Raw genomic sequence first — 23,907 nt, forward strand, 5'->3', positions numbered from 1 at the left:
AGTCTTCTGTGAGATTCCCGTATTTTGCCCTACTTCGCCCTATTCCTGGAAGAGAGTCGTGATGGACTTCCTTCGCCCCGCCACCTGGGACGAGGCGCTCGCCGCGAAGGCCGAGCACCCCTCGGCGGTACCCCTCGCGGGCGGCACGGACGTGATGGTCGAGATCAACTTCGACCACCGCCGCCCCGCGTACCTGCTCGACCTGGGCCGCATCCGCGACCTGGAGGAGTGGGAGACCGGGGAGCGGACCGTACGCCTGGGGGCGTCGGTGCCGTACACGAGGATCATGGAGAACCTCCGCGCCGAGCTGCCCGGGCTGGCGCTCGCCGCGCACACCGTGGCCTCCCCGCAGATCCGCAACCGCGGCGGCGTCGGCGGCAACCTCGGCACCGCCTCCCCGGCGGGCGACGCCCACCCCGCGCTGCTCGCCTCCGGCGCCGAGGTCGAGGCCGAATCGGTGCGCGGTCGCCGGATGATCCCGATCGACGACTTCTACCGCGGCGTCAAACGCAACGCCCTGGAGCCGGACGAGCTGATCCGCGCCGTCCACATCCCCAAGGCCACCGGACCCCAGCAGTTCTCCAAGGTCGGCACCCGTAACGCCATGGTCATCGCGGTCTGCGCGTTCGGCCTGGCGCTCCACCCCGACACCCGCACCGTACGCACCGGCATCGGCTCCGCCGCCCCCACCCCCGTACGCGCCACCGCCGCCGAGGAGTTCCTCACCGCGGCGCTGGACGAGGCCGGGCTGTGGGAGTCGGGCGGACCGCTCCCGCCGTCCCTCGCCCGGGAGTTCGGGCAGCTCGCGGCCGGTGCCTGCAACCCCATCGACGACGTCCGCGGCAGCGCCGCCTACCGCCGCCACGCCGTCGGCGTGATGGCCCGCCGCACCCTCGGCTGGACCTGGGAGTCCTACCGCGGACAGGAGAGGAGCGCACAGTGCGCGTGAACATCACCGTCAACGGCCGCCCGCAGCAGGCCGACGACGTCTGGGAGGGCGAGAGCCTGCTCTACGTGCTCCGTGAGCGACTGGGCCTGCCCGGCTCCAAGAACGCCTGCGAGCAGGGCGAATGCGGTTCCTGCACGGTCCGTCTGGACGGGGTGCCGGTCTGCTCCTGCCTGGTCGCCGCCGGACAGGCCGAGGGCCGCGAGGTCGTCACCGTCGAGGGGCTCGCGGACTTCGCCGAGGAGCGCGCCGGTCGCGGCTGCGCTGCCGGGGCCCCCGGCGCCTGCGGCACCGACCCCGACACCGCCCGCCGCTGGCAGGCCCGGCCCGCCCCCGGCAGCGACGCCCAACTAGCCCCCGTCCAGCAGGCGTTCATCGACGCCGGTGCCGTCCAGTGCGGCTTCTGCACCCCGGGCCTGCTGGTCGCCGCCGACGAACTCCTGGAGCGCACCGCCGAGCCCTCCGACGCCGACATCCGCGAGGCGCTCTCCGGCAACCTCTGCCGCTGCACCGGCTACGAGAAGATCCTCGACGCGGTCCGCCTCGCGGCCGCCCGCGCCGCCGCCCCGACCGCAGAGCAGGGGGCCTGACCATGGCCGGAGTCACCCGCACCCCCACCGGCCTCACCCAGGGCTCCACCGCCCCGGCCGGGATCGGCGCCTCCACGCTCCGCCCGGACGGCACCCTCAAGGTCACCGGCGAGTTCGCGTACGCCTCCGACATGTGGCACGAGGACATGCTCTGGGGCCACACCCTGCGCTCCACCGTCGCCCATGCCGAGATCGTCACCCTCGACACCTCCGAGGCGCTGGCGACCCCCGGCGTGTACGCGGTCCTCACCTACGACGACCTGCCCACCGAGGTCAAGCACTACGGTCTGGAGGTCCAGGACACCCCGGTCCTCGCCGACGGCCGGGTGCGCCACCACGGCGAGCCGGTCGCGCTGGTCGCCGCCGACCACCCGGAGACCGCCCGCCGCGCCGCCGCCAAGATCAAGGTCGAGTACGCGGAGCTGCCGGTCGTCACCGACGAGGCGTCCGCCACCGCCGAGGGCGCCCCGCTCGTCCACGACCGCCGCACCGACCACCACGCGGCGCACGTCCCGCACCCGAACATCGTCCACCGCCAGCCGATCGTCCGCGGCGACGCGGACGCCGCCGCCGGGCGCGCCGATGTCGTCGTCACCGGCGACTACGTCTTCGGCATGCAGGACCAGGCGTTCCTCGGCCCGGAGTCGGGGCTCGCGGTGCCCGCCGAGGACGGCGGCGTCGACCTCTACGTCGCCACCCAGTGGCTCCACGCCGACCTGCGGCAGATCGCCCCCGTCCTCGGACTGCCCGAGGAGAAGGTCCGGATGACGCTCTCCGGCGTCGGCGGCGCCTTCGGCGGCCGCGAGGACCTGTCGATGCAGATCCACGGCTGTCTGCTGGCGCTCCGCACCGGCAAACCCGTCAAGATCGTCTACAACCGCTTCGAGTCCTTCTTCGGCCACGTCCACCGCCACCCCGCAAGGCTCCACTACGAGCACGGCGCCACCAAGGACGGCAGGCTCACCCACGTCAGATGCCGCATCGTCCTGGACGGCGGCGCCTACGCCTCCTCCTCCCCGGCGGTCGTCGGCAACGCCGCCTCCCTCGCCGTCGGCCCGTACGTCGTCGACGACGTGGCGATCGAGGCGCTCGCCCTCTACTCCAACAACCCGCCCTGCGGCGCGATGCGCGGCTTCGGCGCCGTCCAGGCGTGCTTCGCCTACGAGGCGCAGATGGACAAGGTCGCAGCAGAGCTCGGCATGGACCCGGTCGAGTTCCGCCGGATCAACGCCATGGAGCAGGGCACGGTCATGCCGACCGGGCAGCCCGTCGACTCCCCGGCGCCCGTCGCCGAACTGCTCCGCCGCGTCAAGGCGATGCCGCTGCCGCCGGAGCAGCAGTGGGTGACCACCGAGGGCGCCGACATCCGGGCGCTGCCCGGCGGGCTCTCCAACACCACCCACGGCGAGGACGTGGTGCGCGGCGTCGGCTACGCCGTCGGCATCAAGAACGTCGGCTTCTCCGAGGGGTTCGACGACTACTCGACCGCCCGGGTGCGGCTGGAGGCGGTCGGCGGCGAGCCGGTCGTCACCGTGCACACCGCGATGGCCGAGGTCGGCCAGGGCGGCGTCACCGTCCACGCCCAGATCGCCCGCACCGAGCTGGGCGTCCAACAGGTCACCATCCACCCGGCCGACACCCAGGTCGGCTCGGCGGGCTCCACCTCCGCCTCCCGGCAGACGTACATGACCGGCGGCGCGGTGAAGAACACCTGCGAGGCGGTACGGGAGAAGGTGCTCCAGCGGGGCCGGGAGCGGTTCGGCGCCTACCACCCGGCGTGGGCGACCGCCGAACTCCTGCTGGAGGGCGGCAAGGTCGTCACCGACGGCGGCGAGGTGCTGGCAGATCTCGCGGACGTCCTGGGGGAGGAGGCCGTCGATCTGGAGCTGGAGTTCCGGCACCGGCCCACCGAACCGTTCGACCTGCGTACCGGCCAGGGCCGCGGTCACGTCCAGTACTCCTTCGCCGCGCACCGCGCCGTCGTGGAGGTGGACACCGCCCTCGGCCTGGTCAAGGTCGTCGAACTGGCCTGTGCGCAGGACGTCGGCAAGGCGCTCAACCCGCTGTCGGTGGTCGGCCAGATCCAGGGCGGCACCACCCAGGGCCTGGGCGTCGCGGTGATGGAGGAGATCCTCGTCGACCCGGCGACCGCCAAGGTCCGCAACCCCTCCTTCACCGACTACCTCATCCCCACCATCCTGGACACCCCGACCATCCCGGTCGACGTCCTCGAACTCGCCGACGAGGCCGCGCCGTACGGGCTGCGCGGCATCGGCGAGGCCCCGACCCTCTCGTCCACCCCGGCCGTCCTCGCGGCCATCCGCGACGCGACGGGCCTGGAGCTGAACCGGACGCCGGTGCGTCCCGAACACCTCACCGGAAACTGAGCCACCGGGCCGGGGCGCGTGCGCCGCACCCCGGCCCGGTCGCCGTCCGCGCAGTGCCGGACGGCCCCCTCCGTCTCGGGCCGTCCCCCGGGTCGTGCAGCCGATGTTCCGTCCCGGAGCCCGCCCGGCGCGGGCTCCCTCCGCACCCTGGGAGCCAGGCACCATGACCCCACAGTCCACCCGGCCACCGACGACGGCGGACGACGCGGGCCGCGGCACGCGTCAGCCCGCCGGACGCGCGTGGCTCGACCGGTACTTCCACATATCCGACCGCGGCTCGACACCCGCCCGTGAAATACGCGGCGGCGTCACGACGTTCATGGCGATGTGTTACATCCTGCTGCTGAACCCGCTGATCCTCGGCACCCCCGACGTCACCGGCCACGCACCGCCGCACGCCGCGGTGGTCACCGCGACGGCGCTCGGCGCGGCGCTGTGCACCCTGCTGATGGGGTTCGTCGGCAAGGTGCCGCTGGCGCTCGCCGCCGGGCTCAACGTCTCGGCGGCGCTGACCACCCAGGTCGTCCCGCATCTGACGTGGCCGCAGGCGATGGGCATGTGCGTGCTCTACGGCACGGTGATCATGCTGCTGGTGGTCACCGGCCTCCGCGAGATGATCATGAACGCGATCCCGCAGGCCCTCAAGCACGCCATCACCATGGGCATCGGGATGTTCGTCGCCCTCCTCGGGCTGGTCAAGGCCGGATTCGTCGGCAAGGGCGAGGGCGGCCCGCTCACCCTCGGGCTCACCGGCAACCTCTCCGGCTGGCCGGTGCTCTTCTTCTGCCTCACCCTGCTGCTGATCTTCATGCTCCAGGCCCGTGAGGTCCCCGGCGCCATCCTCATCGGCATCGTCGCCGGGAGCGTGGTGTCCGTCGCCGTCACCAAGCTCGCCGGGCTGACCGACAAGGACTGGCAGGGCGCCGCCCCCGCGCTGCACGGCGGCGCCGTCGCCGCCCCCGACTTCGGGCTCTTCGGCCACGTCGAGTTCGGCGGCTGGCAGTCCCTGGGCGGCCTCGGCGTCGGCATGATCGTCTTCACGCTGGTGCTCGCCGGGTTCTTCGACGCGATGGCCACCATCATCGGCGTCGGCACCGAGGCACGCCTCGCCGACGACCAGGGACGGATGCCGGGCCTGTCCCGCGCGCTGTTCGTGGACGGCGCGGGCGGCGCCATCGGCGGGGTGACCGGCGGCTCCGGGCAGACCGTCTTCATCGAGTCGGCGAGCGGCGTCGGCGAGGGTGCCCGGACCGGCCTGTCGGCGGTGGTCACCGGCCTCCTCTTCGCCGCCTGCCTGTTCTTCACCCCGCTCACCCAACTGGTCCCGGCGCAGGTCGCGTCGGCCGCCCTCGTCGTCATCGGCGCGATGATGATGAGCGCGGCCGCCCACGTCGACTGGAGCGACCGGGCCACCTCGATCCCGGTCTTCCTGACCGTCGCCCTGATGCCGTTCACTTATCAGATCACCGCGGGCGTCGGCGCCGGTGTCATCTCCTACACCGCCATCCGGGCGGCACAGGGCAGATGGCGTGAGGTGGGGGGCTTCATGTGGGCGCTGACCCTGGTCTTCGTCGTCTACTTCGCCCTGCACCCGATAGAAAGCTGGCTCGGCGTCGGATAGCCCGCCCGCCCCCTTCCCTGAGGAGATTCGAGATGCTGGACATCGCCGACGCACTGCACCGGTGGGTCGAGCAGCGGCGCGACTTCGCGGTGGCCACCGTCGTGGCCACCCACGGCAGCGCACCGCGCCACCCGGGTGCCGCGCTCGCCGTGGACGCCGACGGCACGGCCGTCGGCTCGGTCTCCGGCGGGTGTGTGGAGGGCGCGGTCTACGAGCTGTGCCAGGAAGCCCTGGCGAGCGGCGAGGTGGTCCGCGAGAGCTTCGGCTTCAGCGACGAGGACGCCTTCGCCGTGGGCCTGACCTGCGGCGGAACCATCGACATCCTCGTCACCCCGGTCCGCGCCGCGGATACCGCGGACGCCGGGGACGGTGCGCGGACGGCGGACGCCGCCACGCTCGCCGGGGCGCTGGCCGCCGCCGCCCGCGGGGCGGCGGCGGCCCTCACCCGTGTGGTGCAGGGCCCGCCCGCCCTCCTGGGCCGCGCCCTGCTGGTACGCCCCGACGCCACCGTCACCGGCACCCTCGGCGGCCACCGCGACCTGGACCGCACCGCCGTCGCCGAGACCCGGGCGCTGCTGGAGGCGGGGCGGACCGCCACCGTCGAGATCGGCGCGGACGGGTCGCGGTGCGGGGAGCCGGTGACGCTGCTGGTGGAGAGTTCGGTGCCGCCGCCGCGGATGCTGGTCTTCGGCGCGATCGACTTCGCCGCCGCGCTGGCGGGGGTGGGGAAGTTCCTCGGCTACCACGTCACGGTCTGCGACGCCCGGCCGGTCTTCGCCACCACGGGCCGCTTCCCCGACGCCGACGAGATCGTCGTCGACTGGCCGCACCGCTACCTCGACTCCCAGGAGCTGGACGCCCGCGCGGTGCTCTGCGTCCTCACCCACGACGCCAAGTTCGACGTCCCGCTGCTGGAGCGGGCGCTGCGGCTCCCGGTGGCGTACATCGGCGCGATGGGCTCCCGCCGCACCCACCTCGACCGTCTGGAGCGGCTGCGCGAGGCCGGGCTGACGGAGCTGGAGCTGCACCGGCTGCGCTCCCCGATCGGCCTCGACCTCGGCGCCCGCACCCCGGAGGAGACCGCGCTCTCCATCGCCGCCGAGATCGTCGCCAACCGCCGCGGCGGCACCGGCGTCCCGCTCACCGGCGCCCACACACCCATCCACCGGGACCCGCCGCCGCGGATAGGCTCGGTCGCCTGACACGGACCGCTCGCGTACGGGGGCGGGCGGCGCCGCGGCTCAGCCGGTGGCGTCCGCCCGCCCGGCGCCGTCCGTCCACTCCGTCCGCAGCGCCGCCATCACCAGGACGTCGTGCCAGGCACCGTCCCAGCGCAGCGCCTGCCGCATCCGGCCCTCCAGGGTGAATCCGCAGCGCTCGTAGGCGCGTCGGGCGCGGTGGTTGAAGTCCCAGACCTCCAGCTGGACGCGGTGCAGCTGGACGCGGTCGAAGGCGTGGCCGAGCAGCAGCCGGACGGCCTCGCTGCCCAGCCCGCGGTCGGTGGCCCCGGCGACCAGCATGATCCGCAGGGTGGCGTGGGCGTTGTCCGGATCGACGTCCAGCAGCGCGATGTCCCCGAGGAAGCGGCCGCTCTCCCGGTCCTCGACGGCGAGATCGAGCCGCCCGGTCCGGGTGACGGCCCCCGCGCACCAGGCCCCGATCTCCGCCGGGGTGAACTCCCGGTGACTGCCCGTCAGCCGCCGGATCTCCGGGTCCTCCGTCGCGGCGTGGTAGGCCGCGGCGTGCCGTACGCCCAACGGCACCAGCCGGATCCGTTCCCCGGTCAGCACGGGCTTCTCGTCAAGCGCGGAGGCATCGATCATGCCGGGATGATGTCGGCCGGGAAGGGGGCGCGGCAACGGCGTTTCCGGACCGGGCCCCGCCTCCCGCCCGCACCGCCGCCCCGGCCCGCCCGGTCGCCCTACGGCAGCAACCCCGCCCGCCGTGCCGCGATCACCGCCTGCATCCGCGAATGGGTGCCCAACTTCCGCATCGCCGAGCGCAGATAGCTCTTGACGGTCTCCGGGCGCAGGCCGAGCCGTTCCGCCGCCTCGGCGTTGGCGGCGCCCGCCGCGACGCACACCAGGACGTCCACCTCGCGCGGCGCCAGCGTCGGCGTCTCGCGCGGACCGGGCAGCGCGGGCGCCTCGCCGGACGGCGCCGCGCGGTCCGGGGAGGCGGCGGCGAGCCGACCACAGGCCGTCAGCATCTCCTGGCGCAGCAGCGGATCGGCGATCCGGTGGGCCAGCGTCCACAGTTCGCCGTGGGCCTCGCGGACCTCCTCCCACCGCGCCGGATCGGCGGCCGGTCGCCGCGCCGCCGCCAGCAGCCGCGCCGCCTCGTCCTGGAGCAGCAGCGCCTCCTCCAGCTCCCGCGCCGCGTCCATCGCCGCCGACAGCGGCGCGTCCCCGAGCCGCACCGGTGTCCGCAGCGCGCCGTACAGCACCCCGCGCACCCGCCGCCGTACGACCACCGGCACCGCCATCACCGACCGCAGCCCCTCGGTGGCGACCACCGCGTCGTACTCGTGGCTGATCACCACGGAGGAGTGGTAGTCGGTCACCGTGAACGGGCGGCGCAGCGCCACCGCCTTGCCGCCGACGCCGTTGCCGTGATGGATGTCGAGACCGCGCAGCGCGGCGGTCGCCGTACCGGCCAGGGAACTGAGCCGGTAGCGGCCGTTCCCGCCGTGCAGTCCGCCGAACGCCACCGGCAGTCCGCTGCCGCGGCGCAACCGCGCCAGAGCCGCCCCCAGGTCTGCGGACGTGTCCGTCCCCGGCTCGCCGTACACCCGTAACCTCCGCTTCCCCCCGTACGGGGGTGGTGAGACATGCGTCACTGATTACACGATGTCCACCAGGCGTGGGGCAATGAGGAGGACACATGTCGGACAGGGACGGGACCCAGCAGGGCCGCTCGCCGGACGCGACCGAGGAGTTCCGGGCCGCCCGGGACCTCCTGGTGCGCCTCCGCGACGACTACGACGGCGCCCGCACACACTTCCGCTGGCCCCGGCCGGCCCACTTCAACTGGGCGCTGGACTGGTTCGACGTCATCGCCCGCGACAACGACCGCACCGCCCTCCACATCGTCGAGGAGGACGGCACCGAGACCCGCATCAGCTTCGACGCGATGCGCCGCCGCTCGGACCGCACCGCCTCCTGGCTCGCCTCGCACGGCGTCCGCCCCGGTGACCGCATCGTGGTGATGCTCGGCAACCAGGCCGAACTGTGGGAGACCGCGCTCGCCGCGATGAAGCTGCGCGCCGTGGTGATCCCCGCGACGCCGCTGCTCGGCCCCGTCGACCTCACCGACCGCATCGCCCGCGGCAAGGCCCGCTTCGTCGTCGTCCGCGCCGAGGACACCGCCAAGTTCGACCGGGTCCCCGGCGACTACACCCGGATCGCGGTCGGCGGCGCCCCCGAGGGCTGGCTGGCGTACGAGGAGGCGGCGGAGGCGTCCGAGGCGTTCGAGCCGACCGGCCCGACCCACGCCGACGACTCGCTGATGCTCTACTTCACCTCCGGCACCACCGCCCGCCCCAAGCTCGTCGAGCACACCCACACCTCGTACCCGGTCGGGCATCTGGCGACGATGTACTGGATCGGGCTGCGCCCCGGCGACGTACATCTCAACATCTCCTCACCCGGCTGGGCCAAGCACGCCTGGTCCAATCTCTTCGCCCCGTGGAACGCCGAGGCGACCGTCTTCATCCACCACTACACCCGCTTCGACGCGGGCCGGCTGATGGCCGAGATGGACCGCGCCGGGGTGACCAGCTTCTGCGCCCCGCCGACGGTCTGGCGGATGCTCATCCAGGCCGATCTGTCGGCGCTCACACGCCCGCCGCGGGAGATCGTCGCGGCCGGTGAACCGCTCAACCCGGAGATCATCGAGCAGGTCCGCGCCGCCTGGGGCGTGACCATCCGGGACGGCTTCGGGCAGACCGAGACCGCCGTCCAGGTCGCCAACACCCCTGGTCAGCCCCTCAAGCCCGGTTCGATGGGCCGCCCCACGCCCGGCTACGACGTCGTCCTCCTCGACCCGCTCACCGGCGCTCCGGGCGACGAGGGCGAGATCGCGCTGCGCCTCTCCTCGTCCCCGGTCGGCCTGATGGCCTGCTACCACGGCGACCCGGAGCGGACCGCCGAGGTGATGGCGGACGGCTACTACCGCACCGGCGACATCGGCGCCCGCGACGCCGACGGCTGGATCACCTACGTGGGCCGCGCCGACGACGTGTTCAAGGCGTCCGACTACAAGATCTCCCCGTTCGAGCTGGAGAGCGCGCTCCTGGAGCACGAGGCGGTCGCCGAGGCGGCGGTCGTCCCGGCGCCCGACCCGCTGCGGCTCGCCGTCCCCAAGGCGTACGTCGTGCTGGCCGAGGGGTGGGAGCCGGGGCCGGAGACCGCCAAGGCGCTCTTCGCCCACTCCCGCGACGTGCTCGCCCCGTACAAGCGCATCCGGCGCCTGGAATTCGCCGAGTTGCCCAAGACCGTCTCCGGCAAGATCCGCCGGATCGAGCTGCGCGAACGCACCGCGCAGGGCGACGGCGGCGCCGAATACCGGGAGGAGAACCACCGATGACCCCACCCGCCACGGAGACCGCGGCCGCACCGTCCCCGGACGGCACGGCATCCGCCTACGCCCGCGGGGACACCGCCCAGCCGCTGATCCACCGCACCATCGGCGCCGACCTGGCCCGCACCGCCGAGCGGTTCGGCGACCGCGAGGCGCTGGTCGACGTCCCCTCCGGGCGCCGCTGGACCTACGCGGAGCTGGACCACGACGTCGACGAGGTCGCGCTCGGGCTGCTCGCCCAGGGCATCGGCAACGGCGACCGGGTCGGCATCTGGTCGCCCAACTGCCCCGAGTGGCTGCTCCTCCAGTACGCCACCGCCCGCATCGGCGCCGTCCTCGTCAACGTCAACCCCGCCTACCGCACCCACGAACTCGGCTATGTGCTGCGGCAGTCCGGCACCCGGCTGCTGGTCGCCGCCACCGGGCACAAGAGCAGCGACTACCGGAAGATGGCCGCCGAGGTACGCGGCGACTGCCCCGAGCTGCGCAAGGTGGTGCACCTCGGCGAGGCGGGCTGGGGCGAGCTGCTGGCGTCCGGCGCCGCCGTGCCCCGGGAGCGGCTGGCGGACCGCGCCGCCGAGGTGTCGGCGGGTGACCCGGTCAACATCCAGTACACCTCCGGCACCACCGGCTTCCCCAAGGGCGCCACCCTCTCCCACCGCAACATCCTCAACAACGGCTTCTGGGTGGGCGAGACCGTCGGCTACACCGAGCACGACCGGATCTGTCTGCCGGTCCCCTTCTACCACTGCTTCGGCATGGTGATGGGCAACCTCGCGGCCACCTCGCACGGCGCCTGCACCGTCATCCCCGCACCCTCCTTCGAGGCGACCGCCACGCTCCGCGCCGTCCAGGACGAGCGCTGCACCTCGCTCTACGGCGTCCCCACGATGTTCATCGCCGAGCTGGAACACCCCGACTTCGCCGGGTACGACCTGTCGTCGCTGCGCACCGGCATCATGGCGGGCTCACCGTGCCCGGAGGAGATCATGAAGCGGGTGGTCGCCGAGATGCACATGGCGGAGGTGTCCATCTGCTACGGCATGACCGAGACCTCCCCGGTCTCCACCCAGACCCGCCGCGACGACGACCTGGAGCACCGCACCGCGACCGCGGGCCGGGTGCTGCCGCACATCGAGGTCAAGGTCGTCGACCCGGCGACCGGCGAGACCGTGCCGCGCGGCGCGACCGGCGAACTCTGCACCCGCGGCTACAGCGTGATGCTCGGCTACTGGGAGGAGCCGGAGCGCACCGCGGAGGTCATCGACGCGGAGCGCTGGATGCACACCGGCGATCTGGCGGTGATGAACGACGACGGCTACGTCCGCATCGTCGGCCGGATCAAGGACATGATCATCCGCGGCGGTGAGAACGTCTATCCGCGGGAGATCGAGGAGTTCCTCCACGGCCACCCGAAGATCTCCGACGTCCAGGTGGTCGGCGTCCCGGACGCGAAGTACGGCGAGACGATCGCCGCCTGCGTCATCCTCCGCGACGCCGCCGACCCGCTCACCCTCGACGAACTCACCGAGTACTGCCGCGCCCGGCTCGCCCACTTCAAGGTCCCCAGCCGGTTGGAGCTGGTCGAGGAGTTCCCGATGACGGTCAGCGGCAAGGTCCGCAAGATCGAGCTGCGGGAGCGGCTGGCGACGGAGGGCGAAGAGGCGTAGCCGACGGGCCGGGCGGGTCTTGCCGTTCCGGCAACCTTCCTTGGCGCCTCCCGCACCCGGCGCGATCCTGGCCGCCGGTGCGCCCGCCCGGCGCACCGGAGAGCCGAGCACCCGAGGAGCGCCATGCCCGCCACGCCCCCGACCACCGACCCGGCCCGCTTCTGGGAGGACCGCTACCGCGACAGCGACCGGATCTGGAGCGGCAACCCCAACCCGCTGCTCGTCCGCGAGGTCGAGACCCTGACGCCCGGCACCGCCCTGGAGCTGGGCTGCGGGGAGGGCGCCGACGCGGTCTGGCTCGCCGGGCGCGGCTGGCGGGTCACCGGCGTCGACATCTCCGCGACGGCGCTGGAGCGCGCGGGCGCCCACGCCGCGGCGGCGGGCGTCGCCGCGCGCACCGAATGGCAGCGCCACGAGTTGGGCGTCACCTTCCCGGAGGGGACGTACGACCTGGTCAGCGCCCAGTTCCTGCAGTCGCCGGTGGCGCTGGACCAAGGCCGTGTGCTGCGGCTGGCCGCCGAGGCGGTCGCCCCCGGCGGCACGCTGCTGCTGGTGCTGCACGGCGGCTGGCCGTCCTGGCAGGGCGAGCACGACCACCCCTTCGAGGCGGTCTTCCCGACGCTCGACGGCGTCCTGGAGCAGCTCGCGCTGCCGGAGAGCTGGCAGGTGGTGACGCGGGAGGCGGTGGAGCGCCCCGCACCGTCGCCCACCGGCGAGCCCGGGACCCGGGTGGACCTGGTGTGGCGGCTGCACCGTACGGCCTGACGGACGGGCGGCCCGGGAGCGGCCGGTTCCGGGACGGTGCCCGGCCCCGGTGGTGCTCAGCCCCGGCGGGGCCGGTCCCGGTCGAGGCGTAGCCGTTCGGCGCGCGGCAGACCCGCGACGACCAGGTCGTAGGAGTCCTCGATCATCTCCCGCACCAGTCGGTCGGGGAGCGCACCGGTCAGGGCGACGGTGTTCCAGTGCCGCTTGTTGAGGTGGTAGCCGGGGACGATCTCCGGATGGGCGGCGCGGAGTTGGGGTGCCAGCTCGGGGTCGCACTTGAGGCTGACGGAGAGCGCATCGGCCGTCAGATCGGCCAGCGCGAAGATCTTGCCGCAGACCTTGAAGACGGAGAGATCCGGGCTGCGCGGGAACGGGAACTCCTCGCCCGCGCCGTTCTGTTCCAGGCAGACGGCGCGCAGCGCCGGGGCGTCGATCATGGCGGCAATTATGCCGGGCGGCCGCCGGGGGAGCGGTCGGCCGGGCCGCCGCCCGGCCCCCGCCCGCGGCCGTCAGCCGTGGCTCACCCGGCCGCCTCCCGCCGCATGCACAGCCGGGGCCACCGGTCCAGGCCCAGCTCCGCCTCGTGCGCCCGGATCGCGCGCAGCCCGGGTGTCAGCTCCGCGTCGGTGAGCGGGCGGAAGCCGAGACGGGCGTAGTAGGGCGCGTTCCACGGCACCTCGCGGAAGGTCGTCAGGGTCAGCGGGCGGTCGCCGCCGTCGGCTCCGGCCCGGTCGATGAGCGCCTGCCCGATCCGGCGGTGGGCGTACGCGGGGGCCACCGACACCTGCTCGATGTGGGTGGCGCCGTCGACCGGCTCCCACATCAGATATCCGGCGAGACCGCCGTCCGGCCCGCCCTCCTCGTACGCCACGAGCAGCCGACCGGCGCGCAGGCTCGCGGCGAGGACGGGGAGGGCGGGCGGTTCGTCCTCCGCGACGGAGGCCATGCCCACGTCGTGGAAGGGGGCGCCCGCGGCGGTCTCCAGGGTGCGCAGGGCGGGCAGTTCGGTGGCGAGGGCCGGGCGGATGATCATCCGCGGAGTCTGCGCCGACCGGGCGCGTCCCCGCAACCGGATTCCGGACGGGTGACGCGCCGGAGCGGACGGCCGCCGCGTCACCCGCCCGCCTGCGCCCCGTTCCGGATCAGCTCGTCGGCGGCGTCGTTGACCGGCTGCGGGGTGCCCGTCAGATCCATGACGAAGAGCGGGATGTGCAGGTCGTCGGCGCGGCAGCGGGCGTCGTGGGCGTAACCGGCGAGGGAGAAGAAGACGGCGATGGCCGAGTCGTGGAGGCCGTTGAGCCAGACGCACTCGATCTCGCGCAGCGCCGTGGACCGCGTCGTCGGATCGACCTGCGCCACCACCCCCGAGCCCCGCAGATCCACCCCGGACGCGGTGCGCTCCTGGGTGCGGCGGACGTCGGTGAAGCCCAGCCACTTCAGATACTGCGCGGCGGCCGTGACGCAGTCCCGGGCGGTGCGGATGGTGACCGGCCGGAACGCCGGGCGCAGCACCTGGGGCGGGGCGGCCGGGGCGGTACCGCGGGTGCCGGGGGCGGTGGTGTGCGGCGGGGCGGGCGGGACCGGGACCACCGGGATGCGGACGACCGTGCCGCAGACACAGCCGGACTCCGGTGCGGGCCACTCGTCCCGGCGGCCGCAGAGTTCGCAGCGCACCGCCACCCAGGAACCCTGCCAGGTGCGGTGCACGATCTCGACGGGGACGCCGCCGCGCAGCACCGGCACGGTCAGCGGCGCCCCGCACGCGCAGGGGAAGGTCGGCGGGGTGAAGGCGTTCTCGCGGCGGCACGTGGGGCACCGCACCGGCACGCTGTCGGCCATGGTCGCTCCTGGCGTTCGATCGGTGGGCGGCGGTCTTCCGGCGCCGCACGCCCGCTGATTTCTGCCATCGTGCCCCCGAACAGGCCGACCGGGGGCGGAATCGCGCCGATCGCCGCCGGTCGGCCGGGGACACCGGGGGAGCGTACGGCCTCCGCGGGGCCCTGGCCCGGGCGCAGGGGGCGCGTACGCGGGCGCGCATCGGCTCCGTCGCGCGCCGCCGTGGACGCACGGACGGCCCGGATCCGTGACCGGCGGATCCGGGCCGTACGCGGGTGGTTCCCGTCCGGCGACGCGCGTTTCGGGCGCGACAGGACAGCGCGGCGCCGGACGGAGCTTGGTGGTGCAAAGGGTGGGAGCGGCGGGCTCCGCGGTGGGGGAGGGCGCGCCTGCCGGGCGCGCGCTGCCGCCGCACCGGTCTCCCCGGGTGCCGCGGAGCACCGCGCTTCCCTTCCGTACCGGCCGGCCACCCCTCAGCGGACCGGCCGGTACGGATGCGCGGGGAGCCGACCTCCCGTCAGTCCTCGCGCAGTTCGCGGACCTTCGCCTCGACGCGGCTGCCGTACTCGGGGTCGGCGGCGTGGAAGTGGGCGAGGTTCTTCTCGATGACGTCCTCCCGGCCGACCTGCGAGAGGCCCCCGGCGATGTTGGCGATCAGCCGCTCCTTCTCGTCCTCGGACATCAGCCGGTACAACTCACCCGCCTGGAAGAAGTCGTCGTCCTTGGAGTGGGCGGGCGCCGCGTGGGTGCCGACGTGGCCGTCCACGGCGAGCGGCGCGGCGAGCGGCCGGTCGCTCTGCACGGGCCCGCCGTAGGAGTTGGGCTCGTAGTTCTTCGCGTGGCGGTCGTAGCCGTTGGTGGCCATCAGACCGTCGCGCCCGTAGTTGTTCGCGGTGGTCGCCCGGGGCGCGTTCACCGGCAGCTGGGTGTGGTTGACGCCCAGGCGGTAGCGGTGCGCGTCGGCGTAGGCGAAGAGGCGGCCCTGGAGCATCTTGTCGGGCGACGGGCCGATGCCGGGGACGAAGTTGTTCGGCGAGAAGGCGGACTGCTCGACCTCGGCGAAGACGTTGTCGGGGTTGCGGTCCAGCACCATGCGGCCGACCCGCCGGAGCGGGTAGTCCTTGTGCGGCCAGACCTTGGTGAGGTCGAAGGGGTTGAAGCGGTAGTCCGCCGCCTCCGCCTCCGGCATGAGCTGCACGTACAGCGTCCACGACGGGTACACACCGCGCTCGATGGACTGGAGCAGGTCGGTCTGGTGGCTGTTGGGGTCGGTGCCGGACAGCTCGGCGCCCTGCTCGGCGCTGAGGCAGCGGATGCCCTGGTTCGTCTTGAAGTGGTACTTGACGAAGAAGGACGCGCCCTCGGCGTTGGTCCACCGGTAGGTGTGCGAGCCGTAGCCGTTCATGTGGCGGTACGACGCGGGGATGCCGCGGTCGCCCATCAGCCAGGTGACCTGGTGGGTGGCCTCGGGGGCGTGGGCCCAGAAGTCCCAGACGTTGTCCGGCTCCTGCTTGCCGGTGAACGGGTCGCGCTTCTGCGAATGGATGAAGTCCGGGAACTTCAGCGGGTCCTTGATGAAGAAGACCGGGGTGTTGTTGCCGACGAGGTCGTAGTTGCCCTCCTCGGTGTAGAACTTCACGGCGAAGCCGCGGGGGTCGCGCGCCGCGTCCGGCCCGCCGAGGTTGTCGGCGACGGTCGAGAAGCGGATGAACAGCTCGGTGCGCTTTCCGACGGCGCTCAGGAAGTCGGCGCCGGTGAAGCCGGTGACGTCGTCGGTCACCTCGAAGTGGCCGTAGGCGCCGGAGCCCCGGGCGTGCACGACGCGCTCCGGGATGCGCTCGCGGTTGAACCGCGCGAGCTTCTCCAGCAGATGCTGGTCCTGGAGGACGATCGGGCCGCCGACGCCGGCGGTGGAGGAGTTCTGGTTGTCGGCGACGGGGGCGCCGGACTCCGTGGTGAGAACGCGCGCGGTCGGCGTGGGCTTCGTCATGATGACCTTCCGTACGAGAGCGCGGAAGTTGGCTTCCGCATGTCGGGAGCGTAGGAACCGCCCCGACCAAACGTCAACAGTTTGTTGAAACAAGTGCGGGCAAAGAACCGCGGGGAGAGAACGGGGTGTTCCGGACGGCGGCCGCGCCTGGGCGCGACAGGACAGGTGTCGGCGCGGACGCCGTCCGGAAGTCTCGGTGCCCGGGTCACTCCCGGGCGGTGTGCGGCGGCCCGCCGGACGCGGGCGCCGTGGCGTACCGGGCCCGGACCAGGACCGGCCGCCGGGTGGAGACCGCCTCCTTACGGGCCCAGGCCAGCGCGGAGCGCAGCTCCCCGGGCCCGTCCGCGGTGCGGCCGGTGCAGCCGTACGCCGCGACGAGCTGCACCGGATCGGTGAAGGACGCGTCCTGCGCGCACCCGCCCGGACCGTGCCCCGGCGGGAGCCCGGCGCGGCCCGGCGGCATCAGCAGCACCAGCGGGGCGCCGCGGTGTGCCGCGAGGGCCAACTCCCCGGCGAGCGCCGGGAAGCCGTGCGGATCGTCGAGGAGGGCGACCACGTCCCTGCCGTCCGCGCCGGTCGGCTCCGCCGCGTCCAGCGCCGTCCGGACGCCGAGCGCGGTGGGGATCTCCCAGCCCGGGGGACCGGCGGCGGTGGCCACCGCCCGCAACCGCCCGCCCCCGACCGCCGCGTACGCCGCGGCGTCCGACCCCACCAGGTAGGTCTCCGCCCCCTCCGCCAGCCATCCGGCGATCTCCGGGTGCGCGGGCGGCGGCGGTTGTGCGGGCGGCGCCGGTGGCCGGGGCGGGCCCGGCGGTGCGGGGTGCCGGTCGCCGGGCCCGTCCGCCGGGACCGTGGCGGAGGCGACCGCCAGCGGCAGTTCGATCAGCACCGGGCCCGCGCTCCCCTCCCGAGCGGTCCACAGCGCCTCCCGGAACGCCCAGGCCAGCCGGGCGGGTTGCTCGACCCGGACCGCCCACTTCACCAGCGGACGGGCCAGCCGCACCAGATCCGGGGCGCCGCCCGGGGCGCCGGTGCCGACGACACAGACCAGCGGTACCGCGTCCGCCAGCGCCACGCCCAGGGCCGGGAGCACCCGGGCGGCGCCGGTGTCGGCCGGTACCGCCGCGAGTGCCGCCCGGCCCCGGACGCGGGACCAGCCGATCGCCATGTGCGGCGCGCTCTCCGCGTGCCGGACCGCGAGGTGCGCGATGCCGGGTCCGTCGAGCGCCGCGTACAGCGGGGCGAGCGAGGCGCCGGGGCAGCCGAAGACGGTGTCGCAGCCCGCCCGGCGCAGGGCGCGGACCACGCCGCGCAGCGCGGGGACGCGCCGCGGCGGGCCGCCCATCAGGCGCCGGCGCCGTGCCCGGACAGCCGCTCCACACCGCGCAGCAGGGCGGAGTGGTCGAGTCCGCCGTCGCCCTGGGCGCGCAGCGAGGCGACGAGGTTCGCGACGACCGCGCCGACCGGCAGCGCCGCCCCGACGTTCCGCGCCGCGTCGGTGACGATCCCCATGTCCTTGTGGTGCAGATCGATCCGGAAGCCGGGCGCGAAGTCGCGGCTGAGGAAGTTCTCCTTCTTCCGCGCCAGCACCGTGGACCCGGCCAGCCCGCCGCCGAGGACGTCGAGGGCCGCGCCGAGGTCGACGCCGGACTTCTCCAGGAAGACCACGGCCTCCGCGCACGCCTGGATGTTGACGGCGACGATCAGCTGGTTGGCGGCCTTGACCGTCTGCCCCGAACCGTGCGGCCCGCAGCGCACGATCGTTCTGCCGAGCGCCTCGAAGAGAGGCTTGGCGGTGTCGAAGTCGGACTGCTCGCCGCCGACCATGATCGACAGCACCGCCTCGACGGCCCCGGCCTCACCGCCGGAGACCGGGGCGTCCAGCACCCGGATGCCCTTGGCGGCGGCGTTCGCGGCCAGATCGATGCTGGTCTGCGGGGTGATCGAGGACATGTCGATCAGCAGCGCGCCGTGCCGGGCGTTCTCCAGGATGCCGTCCGGGCCGTACGCGATGGCCTCGACCTGCGGGGAGGCCGGGACCATCGTGATCACCACGTCCGCCGCGCGGACCGCGTCGGCGATCGACGCCGCGGCGGTGCCACCGGCCGCGGCCAGCCGGTCGAGCTTGTCGGCCTCCAGGGTGTAGCCGGTCACCTCGTAACCGGCCTTGATCAGGTTCTCGGCCATGGGCGAGCCCATGATGCCGAGGCCGATCCACGCGATCTTGGGAAGGTTGCTCATCGTGAAGCCTCTTTCGCAGTCGGCGGGGGCGGGGCGGCGGGTCAGTGCGCGGCGCGCAGCGGCGCGGGCAGCCAGCCGAACGCGCCCGCGGAGGGGCCGTCGCCGGGCTTGTACTCCAGGCCGACGTAGCCGTCGTAGCCGTTCTTCCGCAGCCGGGCGAGGAGACCGGCGAAGTCCAGATCGCCGGTGCCGGGCGCGCCGCGGCCGGGGTTGTCGGCGATCTGTACGTGCCCGGTGCGGCCGGTGTACCGGTCGATGACCTCGTCGAGGTCCTCGCCGTTCATGGACAGGTGGTAGAGGTCCATCAGGAAGCGGGCGTTGTCCAGGCCGGTCGCGGCGTTCACCGCGTCGACGACCTCGACCGCCTTCGGTGCGGAGACGATCGGGCAGCGCGGCGACTCGGGGGCGTTCAGCGCCTCGATCAGCAAGGTGCCGTCCGCGCCGACCTCCCGCGCCGCGAACGCGAGGTTCTCCAGCGCCAGCGCGTCCTGCGCGGCCGGGTCGACGCCCTCGACGCGGTTGCCGTAGAGCGCGTTGAAGGTGGTGCAGCCGAGCGAGCGGCCGAACTCCACCGCCACCGGGACGTTCGCCCGGAACCGCTCGGACTCCTCACCGGGGATCGACAGCGCGCCGCGGTCCGGACCGGGCAGCTGTCCCGCGTAGAAGTTCAGGCCGGTCAGGGCGGTGCCCGCGTCGCGCAGCGCGTGGCGCAGGGCGTCCAGCTCGGAGCGTTCGGGGACCGGGGCGTCGGTCCACGGCCACCACAGCTCCACCGCCGTGAACCCCGCGGCCCGCGCGGCCGCCGGGCGCTCCAGCAGCGGGAGTTCGGTGAACAGGATCGACAGGTTGACGTTGAAGCGTGTGTCCGTGAATCCCATGAGGCCCGGCGCTCCTTCCGAGGGAGAGGTCAGGGGGCGTGTCGCAGCCGGTGAATATTCTGCATGGTGGAATATTCTTTCTGCTTAACGGAACAGTGCCTGGCGGTCTCCGCGGCTGTCAAGAGGGGGCCGGGGCATTTTCTGGTGGTGGCGGCGGTGCCCGCGTAGGTTGAGCGGCGTGCGATTGAAGCTGGAGTTCACGACCGAACCGTTCGATCTCGACGAGGCGCCCGCCCATGCGGTGGTGGCGCGGGAGGTCGTCACGGGCGCCGGGCTGGACGCCGTCGACGTCGGCCCGTTCGGCAACACCGCCGAGGGCGACGCCGGACGGGTCCTCGACACGGTGACCGCCCTGCTGCGCGACGCCCTGGAGGCGGGCGCCACCCGCGTCTCCCTCCAGGTCAACGTGGTCGACGGCGCCGGTTCCGGGGAGGGCGCCCGGTGACGGACCCCGCGGACCACCCGTTCGTCCGGGCGGTCAAACCGCTGGTCGACGCGATGGGCGGGCAGATGGTCGCCCCCGGTCTCGCCCAGGGCGACGACGTCGTCCTCAGCTGGGAGGGGGCGGAGCGGGTCGCCGTGCGGCTGCCGCACCTGTCGGAATCGCTCGACCATCTGCTGGCCGAGTTGGAACGCCGCCACGGTGTGCCGTTGGCCGATCTCGACCGTAAGGCCAAGCAGTCCGTCGTCCGCATCCTGGAGACCCGCGGCGCCTTCTCCGTCCGCCACGGCGTGGAGACCGTCGCCGGGGCGCTGGGGGTCAGCCGCTTCACCGTCTACAACTACCTGAACAGGGAGAACGCCGCGAAGCAGGAGGACTGAGCCCCAACGGCCGCGCCACGGCGGCCGATCGGCCCGCGCCGCCGTCCGGAAAATCCGGGCGGCGGCTTTTGCGTTGCCGACTTTTCAACAAAGTGTTGACGTGATGTTGCCGGAGGTCTTAGCTGTTCCCCAGCCAGCAGAGCCATCAGCATCAGGCCACGGAGGCTTCCCGTGTCTTCGAGTACGACCCCGGGCCTCGCCCGGTTCAACGCGGCCGACGACGGTACGGCACTCGCCGCACTGCACGAGGTCTGCGCCAGCAGGGCCTGGGGGAGCGCACTCGCCGCCCGCCGCCCGTACGCCACCACCGACGCCCTGTACGCAGCGAGCGACGCCGCCACGGCGGAGCTGACCGCGGACGATCTGGCGGAGGCGATGGCGGGGCACCCGCCCATCGGACGGCCGAAACCCGGCGACCCCACCTCCTCCCGCGAGCAGAGCGGCATGGCTTCGGCCTCCGCCGCGCTCAAGGAGGAGATGCTCGACCTCAACCTCGCCTACCAGGAGAAGTTCGGGCATGTCTTCCTGATCTGCGCCTCCGGGCGCACCGGGGAGCAGATGAGGGACGCCGTCCGGGAACGCCTCGGCAACGCGCCGGAGCGGGAACGCGAGATCGTCCGGACGGAGCTGGGCAAGATCAACCGCATCCGTCTGCACCGTATGACGGAGACCGCCGAAGGAGACCCCGCATGAGCAGCGAGACGGCCGCACCGACGTCGGTGTCCACGCACATCCTGGACACCAGCGTGGGCCGCCCCGCGGAGGGCGTCGCCCTCACGCTCGCCGTGCGCGCGGGGCGCGACGGCGCCTGGCACGCCCACGGCGCCTCCGCGACCGACGCCGACGGACGCTGCAAGGACCTTCCGGCCCTGCCGGAGGGCACCACCCATGTACGCCTCGACTTCGCCGTCGAGGGGTATTTCGAGTCCCGCACCCGTCAGCAAGCCGAGGAACAGCAGGACGCCCCCCGCGTAAGGGACAGCGGTGCCTTCTTCCCGGAGGTGGCGATCACCTTCGCCGTCCAGCCGGGCGAGCACTACCACGTACCGCTGCTGCTCAACCCGTTCGGCTACTCCGTATACCGAGGGAGCTAGCACCGACATGACCGCCAACCGCCCTGCCACGCCCCGCCTTGTGATGCTCGGCCAGAACCAGTACGGCAAAGCGGAGAACCGCGTCGTCAAGATCGTCCGGGACGGCGACACCCACCACATCAAGGACCTCAACGTCTCCGTCGCCCTCTCCGGCGACCTCGAAGAGGTCCACCTCTCCGGCTCCAACGCCAACTGCCTCCCCACCGACACCACCAAGAACACGGTGTTCGCCTTCGCCAAGGAACACGGCATCGAATCGGCGGAGCAGTTCGGCATCCACCTCGCCCGCCACTTCGTCACCAGCCAGGAGCCGATCAAGCGGGCCCGTATCCGCATCGAGGAGTACTCCTGGGAGCGGATCGCCACCTCCGACGGCAACTCCCGCTTCATCGGCGCCGACGAGGTCAAGCACTCCTTCGTCCGCAAGGGCCAGGAGACCCGCCTGACGGAGATCACCTACGACGGTGAGCGCTGGCAGATCATCTCCGGTCTGAAGGACCTCGTCGTCATGAACTCCACCCACTCGGAGTTCTGGGGCTACATCAAGGACAAGTACACGACGCTCAAGGAGGACTACGACCGCATCCTCGCCACCGAGGTCTCCAGCCGCTGGCGGTTCAACTGGACCGACGACGACCAGCGGATGCCGAACTGGGAGCGCTCCTACGCCCAGGTCAAGAAGCACATGCTGGAGGCGTTCGCGGAGACCTACAGCCTCTCGCTCCAGCAGACCCTGTACCAGATGGGGTCCCGCGTCATCAACAACCGTTCCGAGATCGACGAGATCCGCTTCTCGCTCCCGAACAAGCACCACTTCAAGGTGGACCTGGAGCCGTTCGGTCTCAAGAACGAAGCCGCCGACGGCGCCGTCTACCACGCCGCGGACCGCCCGTACGGCCTGATCGAAGCCACTGTTCTGCGCGACGGTGTCGAAGCCCTGATCCCCCAGGATCTGACCAACCTCTGACGGCTTGGACGCAGCGCCGTGCCTCGCGCCCCTCCCCACGCCCAGGGGGGAGGGGCCGCGAATCCTTGAGGGGAACCACCCATGGCACAGCTCCCGCACGACCGGCACCACCCCGCCCCACCGGTCCACCCCGTGGACGAGAAGCCGGGGCCCAAGCGGCTGATTCCCGCCGCACTCCAGCACATCGCCGCGATGTACGCCGGCGTCGTCACCCCGCCGCTCATCATCGGCCAGGCCGTCGGGCTGGACGCCGCCGGCCGCACCCGCCTCATCGCCGCCGGTCTCCTGATCGCCGGTTGCGCCACCCTCCTGCAGACCCTCGGCATCCGTAACGCCGTCGGCAACCGGCTGCCGTTCGTCAACGCGGCCAGCTCCGCCGGGATCACCCCGATGCTCGCCATCGCGGAGACCACCGCCAAAGGGCACCAACTCCCCGCGATCTACGGGGCGGTGATGGTCGCCGGAGTCTTCTGTCTCGCCGTCGGACCGTTCTTCGGCAGACTGCTCCGCTTCTTCCCGCCACTGGTCACCGGCGTGGTCATCACCCTCATCGGCGTCACCCTCATGCCGGTACCGGTCGGCTGGGCCCAGGGCGGCGACAAGGGCGCCCCCGGGTTCGGCGACATGAAGAACCTCGCCCTCGCCGCCTTCACCCTCCTGGTGATCCTGCTCATCCAGCGCTTCGCCAAGGGCTTCGGCAAACAGGTCGCCCTCCTGCTCGGCCTGGTCATCGGCACCCTCGCGGCCATCCCCTTCGGCATGGCGAGCTTCGACGGACTCCGCTCGGCGCCCGTCGCCGCCCTGCCCACGCCCTTCGCCTTCGGCCCGCCGGAGTTCCAGCCCGCCGCGATCCTCTCGCTCTGCATCGTGATGCTCGTCCTGATGACGGAGTCCGCCGCCGGAATGCTCGCGCTCGGCGAGATCTGCGACCGCCGCTGCGACGGCGCCACCCTCACCCGCGGGCTGCGCACCGACGGCCTCGCCACCCTGCTGGGACCGCTCTTCGGCGGCTTCGCCACCAGCGCCTTCGCCCAGAACGTCGGCGTCGTCTCGCTCACCCGCGTCCGCAGCCGCTACGTGGTCGCCGCCGCGGGCGGCACCCTCCTGGTCCTCGGCGCGTTCCCCGTCCTCGGCGCGGTCGTCTCGCTCGTCCCGATGCCCGTCCTCGGCGGCGCCGGGATCGTCCTCTTCGGCTCGATCGCCGTCAGCGGCATCCGCACCCTCGCCGAAGCCGGGCTCGACGACAGCTCCAACATCATCCTGGTGGCCGTCTCGCTCGGCGCCGGCATCATCCCGCTCGCCGCGCCCACCTTCTACGCCGACTTCCCCGCCTGGGCACAGACCGTCCTCGGCTCCGGCATCAGCGCCGGTGCCCTGGTCGCCGTCCTGCTCAACCTCTTCTTCCACCATCTCGGCACCCGGAGCACCTCACGGACAGCGGTACTGTCAGCCGCCCCGTCCGGCTCCGGCACTCAAATCCCGTAGGGCCCTGCCGTGCCCGACCGCCGAAGCGAAAGCA

At 73.1% G+C, this 23,907-nt stretch carries 23 protein-coding genes; 14 read left to right on the forward strand and 9 right to left on the reverse strand.

Features of this window, described 5'->3' with window-relative positions; genetic code table 11:
- Positions 1-61 precede the first annotated feature (61 nt).
- The 5 genes from IF23_RS0104935 to IF23_RS0104955 all read left to right on the forward strand — a co-directional run bounded on the left by IF23_RS0104935 (position 62) and on the right by IF23_RS0104955 (position 6,746).
- Complete coding sequence (locus IF23_RS0104935; protein WP_030280192.1) at positions 62-949, forward strand: FAD binding domain-containing protein; 888 nt, start codon at positions 62-64, stop codon at positions 947-949.
- Complete coding sequence (locus IF23_RS0104940) at positions 940-1,536, forward strand: (2Fe-2S)-binding protein (RefSeq protein WP_030280194.1); 597 nt, start codon at positions 940-942, stop codon at positions 1,534-1,536. Before IF23_RS0104935 ends, IF23_RS0104940 begins: the two co-directional genes overlap by 10 nt.
- A 2-nt stretch (positions 1,537-1,538) precedes the next feature.
- Positions 1,539-3,923, forward strand: a complete 2,385-nt coding sequence (locus IF23_RS0104945) for a xanthine dehydrogenase family protein molybdopterin-binding subunit (RefSeq protein WP_030280195.1) — start codon at positions 1,539-1,541, stop codon at positions 3,921-3,923.
- Positions 3,924-4,086: 163 nt separating this feature from the next.
- Complete coding sequence (locus IF23_RS0104950) at positions 4,087-5,544, forward strand: NCS2 family permease (RefSeq protein ID WP_030280197.1); 1,458 nt, start codon at positions 4,087-4,089, stop codon at positions 5,542-5,544.
- Between the two features lie 32 nt (positions 5,545-5,576).
- The gene (locus IF23_RS0104955; protein ID WP_030280199.1) at positions 5,577-6,746 is read left to right on the forward strand and encodes an XdhC family protein; all 1,170 of its coding nucleotides are present in this window, start codon (positions 5,577-5,579) and stop codon (positions 6,744-6,746) included.
- A gap of 39 nt (positions 6,747-6,785) precedes the next feature.
- Here the strand turns inward: IF23_RS0104955 and IF23_RS0104960 are convergent, their stop codons facing one another.
- Together IF23_RS0104960 and IF23_RS0104965 are read right to left on the reverse strand one after the other, a co-directional pair.
- A complete protein-coding gene (locus IF23_RS0104960; RefSeq protein WP_030280201.1) occupies positions 6,786-7,367 on the reverse strand; it encodes a GNAT family N-acetyltransferase in 582 nt (193 codons plus the stop codon).
- Between the two features lie 98 nt (positions 7,368-7,465).
- Positions 7,466-8,299, reverse strand: a complete 834-nt coding sequence (locus IF23_RS0104965) for a LuxR C-terminal-related transcriptional regulator (RefSeq protein ID WP_030280203.1) — start codon at positions 8,297-8,299, stop codon at positions 7,466-7,468.
- A gap of 128 nt (positions 8,300-8,427) precedes the next feature.
- Here IF23_RS0104965 and IF23_RS0104970 point away from each other — a divergent pair, with 128 nt between their 5' ends.
- The 3 genes from IF23_RS0104970 (at position 8,428) to IF23_RS0104980 (ending at position 12,560) form a co-directional block, all read left to right on the forward strand.
- Positions 8,428-10,131, forward strand: coding sequence for an AMP-binding protein (locus IF23_RS0104970; RefSeq protein ID WP_051739232.1), 1,704 nt, complete (start codon positions 8,428-8,430; stop codon positions 10,129-10,131).
- Complete coding sequence (locus IF23_RS0104975) at positions 10,128-11,795, forward strand: AMP-binding protein (RefSeq protein ID WP_051739234.1); 1,668 nt, start codon at positions 10,128-10,130, stop codon at positions 11,793-11,795. Before IF23_RS0104970 ends, IF23_RS0104975 begins: the two co-directional genes overlap by 4 nt.
- A gap of 123 nt (positions 11,796-11,918) precedes the next feature.
- Positions 11,919-12,560 carry a class I SAM-dependent methyltransferase gene (locus IF23_RS0104980; RefSeq protein ID WP_030280209.1) on the forward strand — a complete coding sequence of 214 codons (642 nt, stop codon included), beginning with the start codon at positions 11,919-11,921 and terminating at the stop codon, positions 12,558-12,560.
- A gap of 56 nt (positions 12,561-12,616) precedes the next feature.
- Here IF23_RS0104980 and IF23_RS0104985 read toward each other — a convergent pair whose 3' ends face one another.
- The 7 genes from IF23_RS0104985 to IF23_RS0105015 all read right to left on the reverse strand — a co-directional run bounded on the left by IF23_RS0104985 (position 12,617) and on the right by IF23_RS0105015 (position 19,505).
- Positions 12,617-12,997 (reverse strand): MmcQ/YjbR family DNA-binding protein, encoded by a 381-nt coding sequence (locus IF23_RS0104985; RefSeq protein ID WP_030280211.1) that lies wholly within the window; start codon positions 12,995-12,997, stop codon positions 12,617-12,619.
- A gap of 83 nt (positions 12,998-13,080) precedes the next feature.
- Positions 13,081-13,593, reverse strand: a complete 513-nt coding sequence (locus IF23_RS0104990) for a GNAT family N-acetyltransferase (RefSeq protein ID WP_030280213.1) — start codon at positions 13,591-13,593, stop codon at positions 13,081-13,083.
- A gap of 80 nt (positions 13,594-13,673) precedes the next feature.
- A complete protein-coding gene (locus tag IF23_RS0104995; RefSeq protein ID WP_030280215.1) occupies positions 13,674-14,399 on the reverse strand; it encodes a hypothetical protein in 726 nt (241 codons plus the stop codon).
- 514 nt (positions 14,400-14,913) lie between these two features.
- Positions 14,914-16,386, reverse strand: a complete 1,473-nt coding sequence (locus IF23_RS0105000; protein ID WP_030280217.1) for a catalase — start codon at positions 16,384-16,386, stop codon at positions 14,914-14,916.
- A 205-nt stretch (positions 16,387-16,591) separates the two neighbouring features.
- Positions 16,592-17,731 carry a thiamine pyrophosphate-binding protein gene (locus IF23_RS0105005; protein WP_051739236.1) on the reverse strand — a complete coding sequence of 380 codons (1,140 nt, stop codon included), beginning with the start codon at positions 17,729-17,731 and terminating at the stop codon, positions 16,592-16,594.
- Entirely contained in the window at positions 17,731-18,627 is an 897-nt protein-coding gene (locus IF23_RS0105010; RefSeq protein ID WP_030280222.1) for a 2-hydroxy-3-oxopropionate reductase, read from the reverse strand. The genes IF23_RS0105005 and IF23_RS0105010 overlap by 1 nt, the downstream gene beginning before the upstream one ends.
- A gap of 41 nt (positions 18,628-18,668) precedes the next feature.
- Entirely contained in the window at positions 18,669-19,505 is an 837-nt protein-coding gene (locus IF23_RS0105015; protein ID WP_030280229.1) for a TIM barrel protein, read from the reverse strand.
- A gap of 190 nt (positions 19,506-19,695) precedes the next feature.
- Here IF23_RS0105015 and IF23_RS0105020 point away from each other — a divergent pair, with 190 nt between their 5' ends.
- From IF23_RS0105020 to IF23_RS0105045, 6 genes are all read left to right on the forward strand, one after another.
- Complete coding sequence (locus tag IF23_RS0105020) at positions 19,696-19,950, forward strand: YkoF family thiamine-binding protein (RefSeq protein WP_030280231.1); 255 nt, start codon at positions 19,696-19,698, stop codon at positions 19,948-19,950.
- Positions 19,947-20,327, forward strand: coding sequence for a helix-turn-helix domain-containing protein (locus tag IF23_RS0105025; protein ID WP_030280233.1), 381 nt, complete (start codon positions 19,947-19,949; stop codon positions 20,325-20,327). Before IF23_RS0105020 ends, IF23_RS0105025 begins: the two co-directional genes overlap by 4 nt.
- A 171-nt stretch (positions 20,328-20,498) precedes the next feature.
- A complete protein-coding gene (gene uraD / locus IF23_RS0105030) occupies positions 20,499-21,020 on the forward strand; it encodes a 2-oxo-4-hydroxy-4-carboxy-5-ureidoimidazoline decarboxylase (RefSeq protein WP_030280235.1) in 522 nt (173 codons plus the stop codon).
- Complete coding sequence (uraH, locus tag IF23_RS0105035) at positions 21,017-21,421, forward strand: hydroxyisourate hydrolase (protein ID WP_030280237.1); 405 nt, start codon at positions 21,017-21,019, stop codon at positions 21,419-21,421. Before uraD ends, uraH begins: the two co-directional genes overlap by 4 nt.
- Positions 21,422-21,428: 7 nt before the next feature.
- Positions 21,429-22,388, forward strand: coding sequence for a factor-independent urate hydroxylase (pucL, locus tag IF23_RS0105040; RefSeq protein ID WP_051739238.1), 960 nt, complete (start codon positions 21,429-21,431; stop codon positions 22,386-22,388).
- An 81-nt stretch (positions 22,389-22,469) separates the two neighbouring features.
- Complete coding sequence (locus IF23_RS0105045) at positions 22,470-23,873, forward strand: nucleobase:cation symporter-2 family protein (RefSeq protein ID WP_051739239.1); 1,404 nt, start codon at positions 22,470-22,472, stop codon at positions 23,871-23,873.
- Positions 23,874-23,907 lie beyond the last annotated feature (34 nt).

Source organism: Streptomyces catenulae (genome assembly GCF_000718015.1).
Taxonomy (GTDB): Bacteria; Actinomycetota; Actinomycetes; order Streptomycetales; family Streptomycetaceae; genus Streptomyces; species Streptomyces catenulae.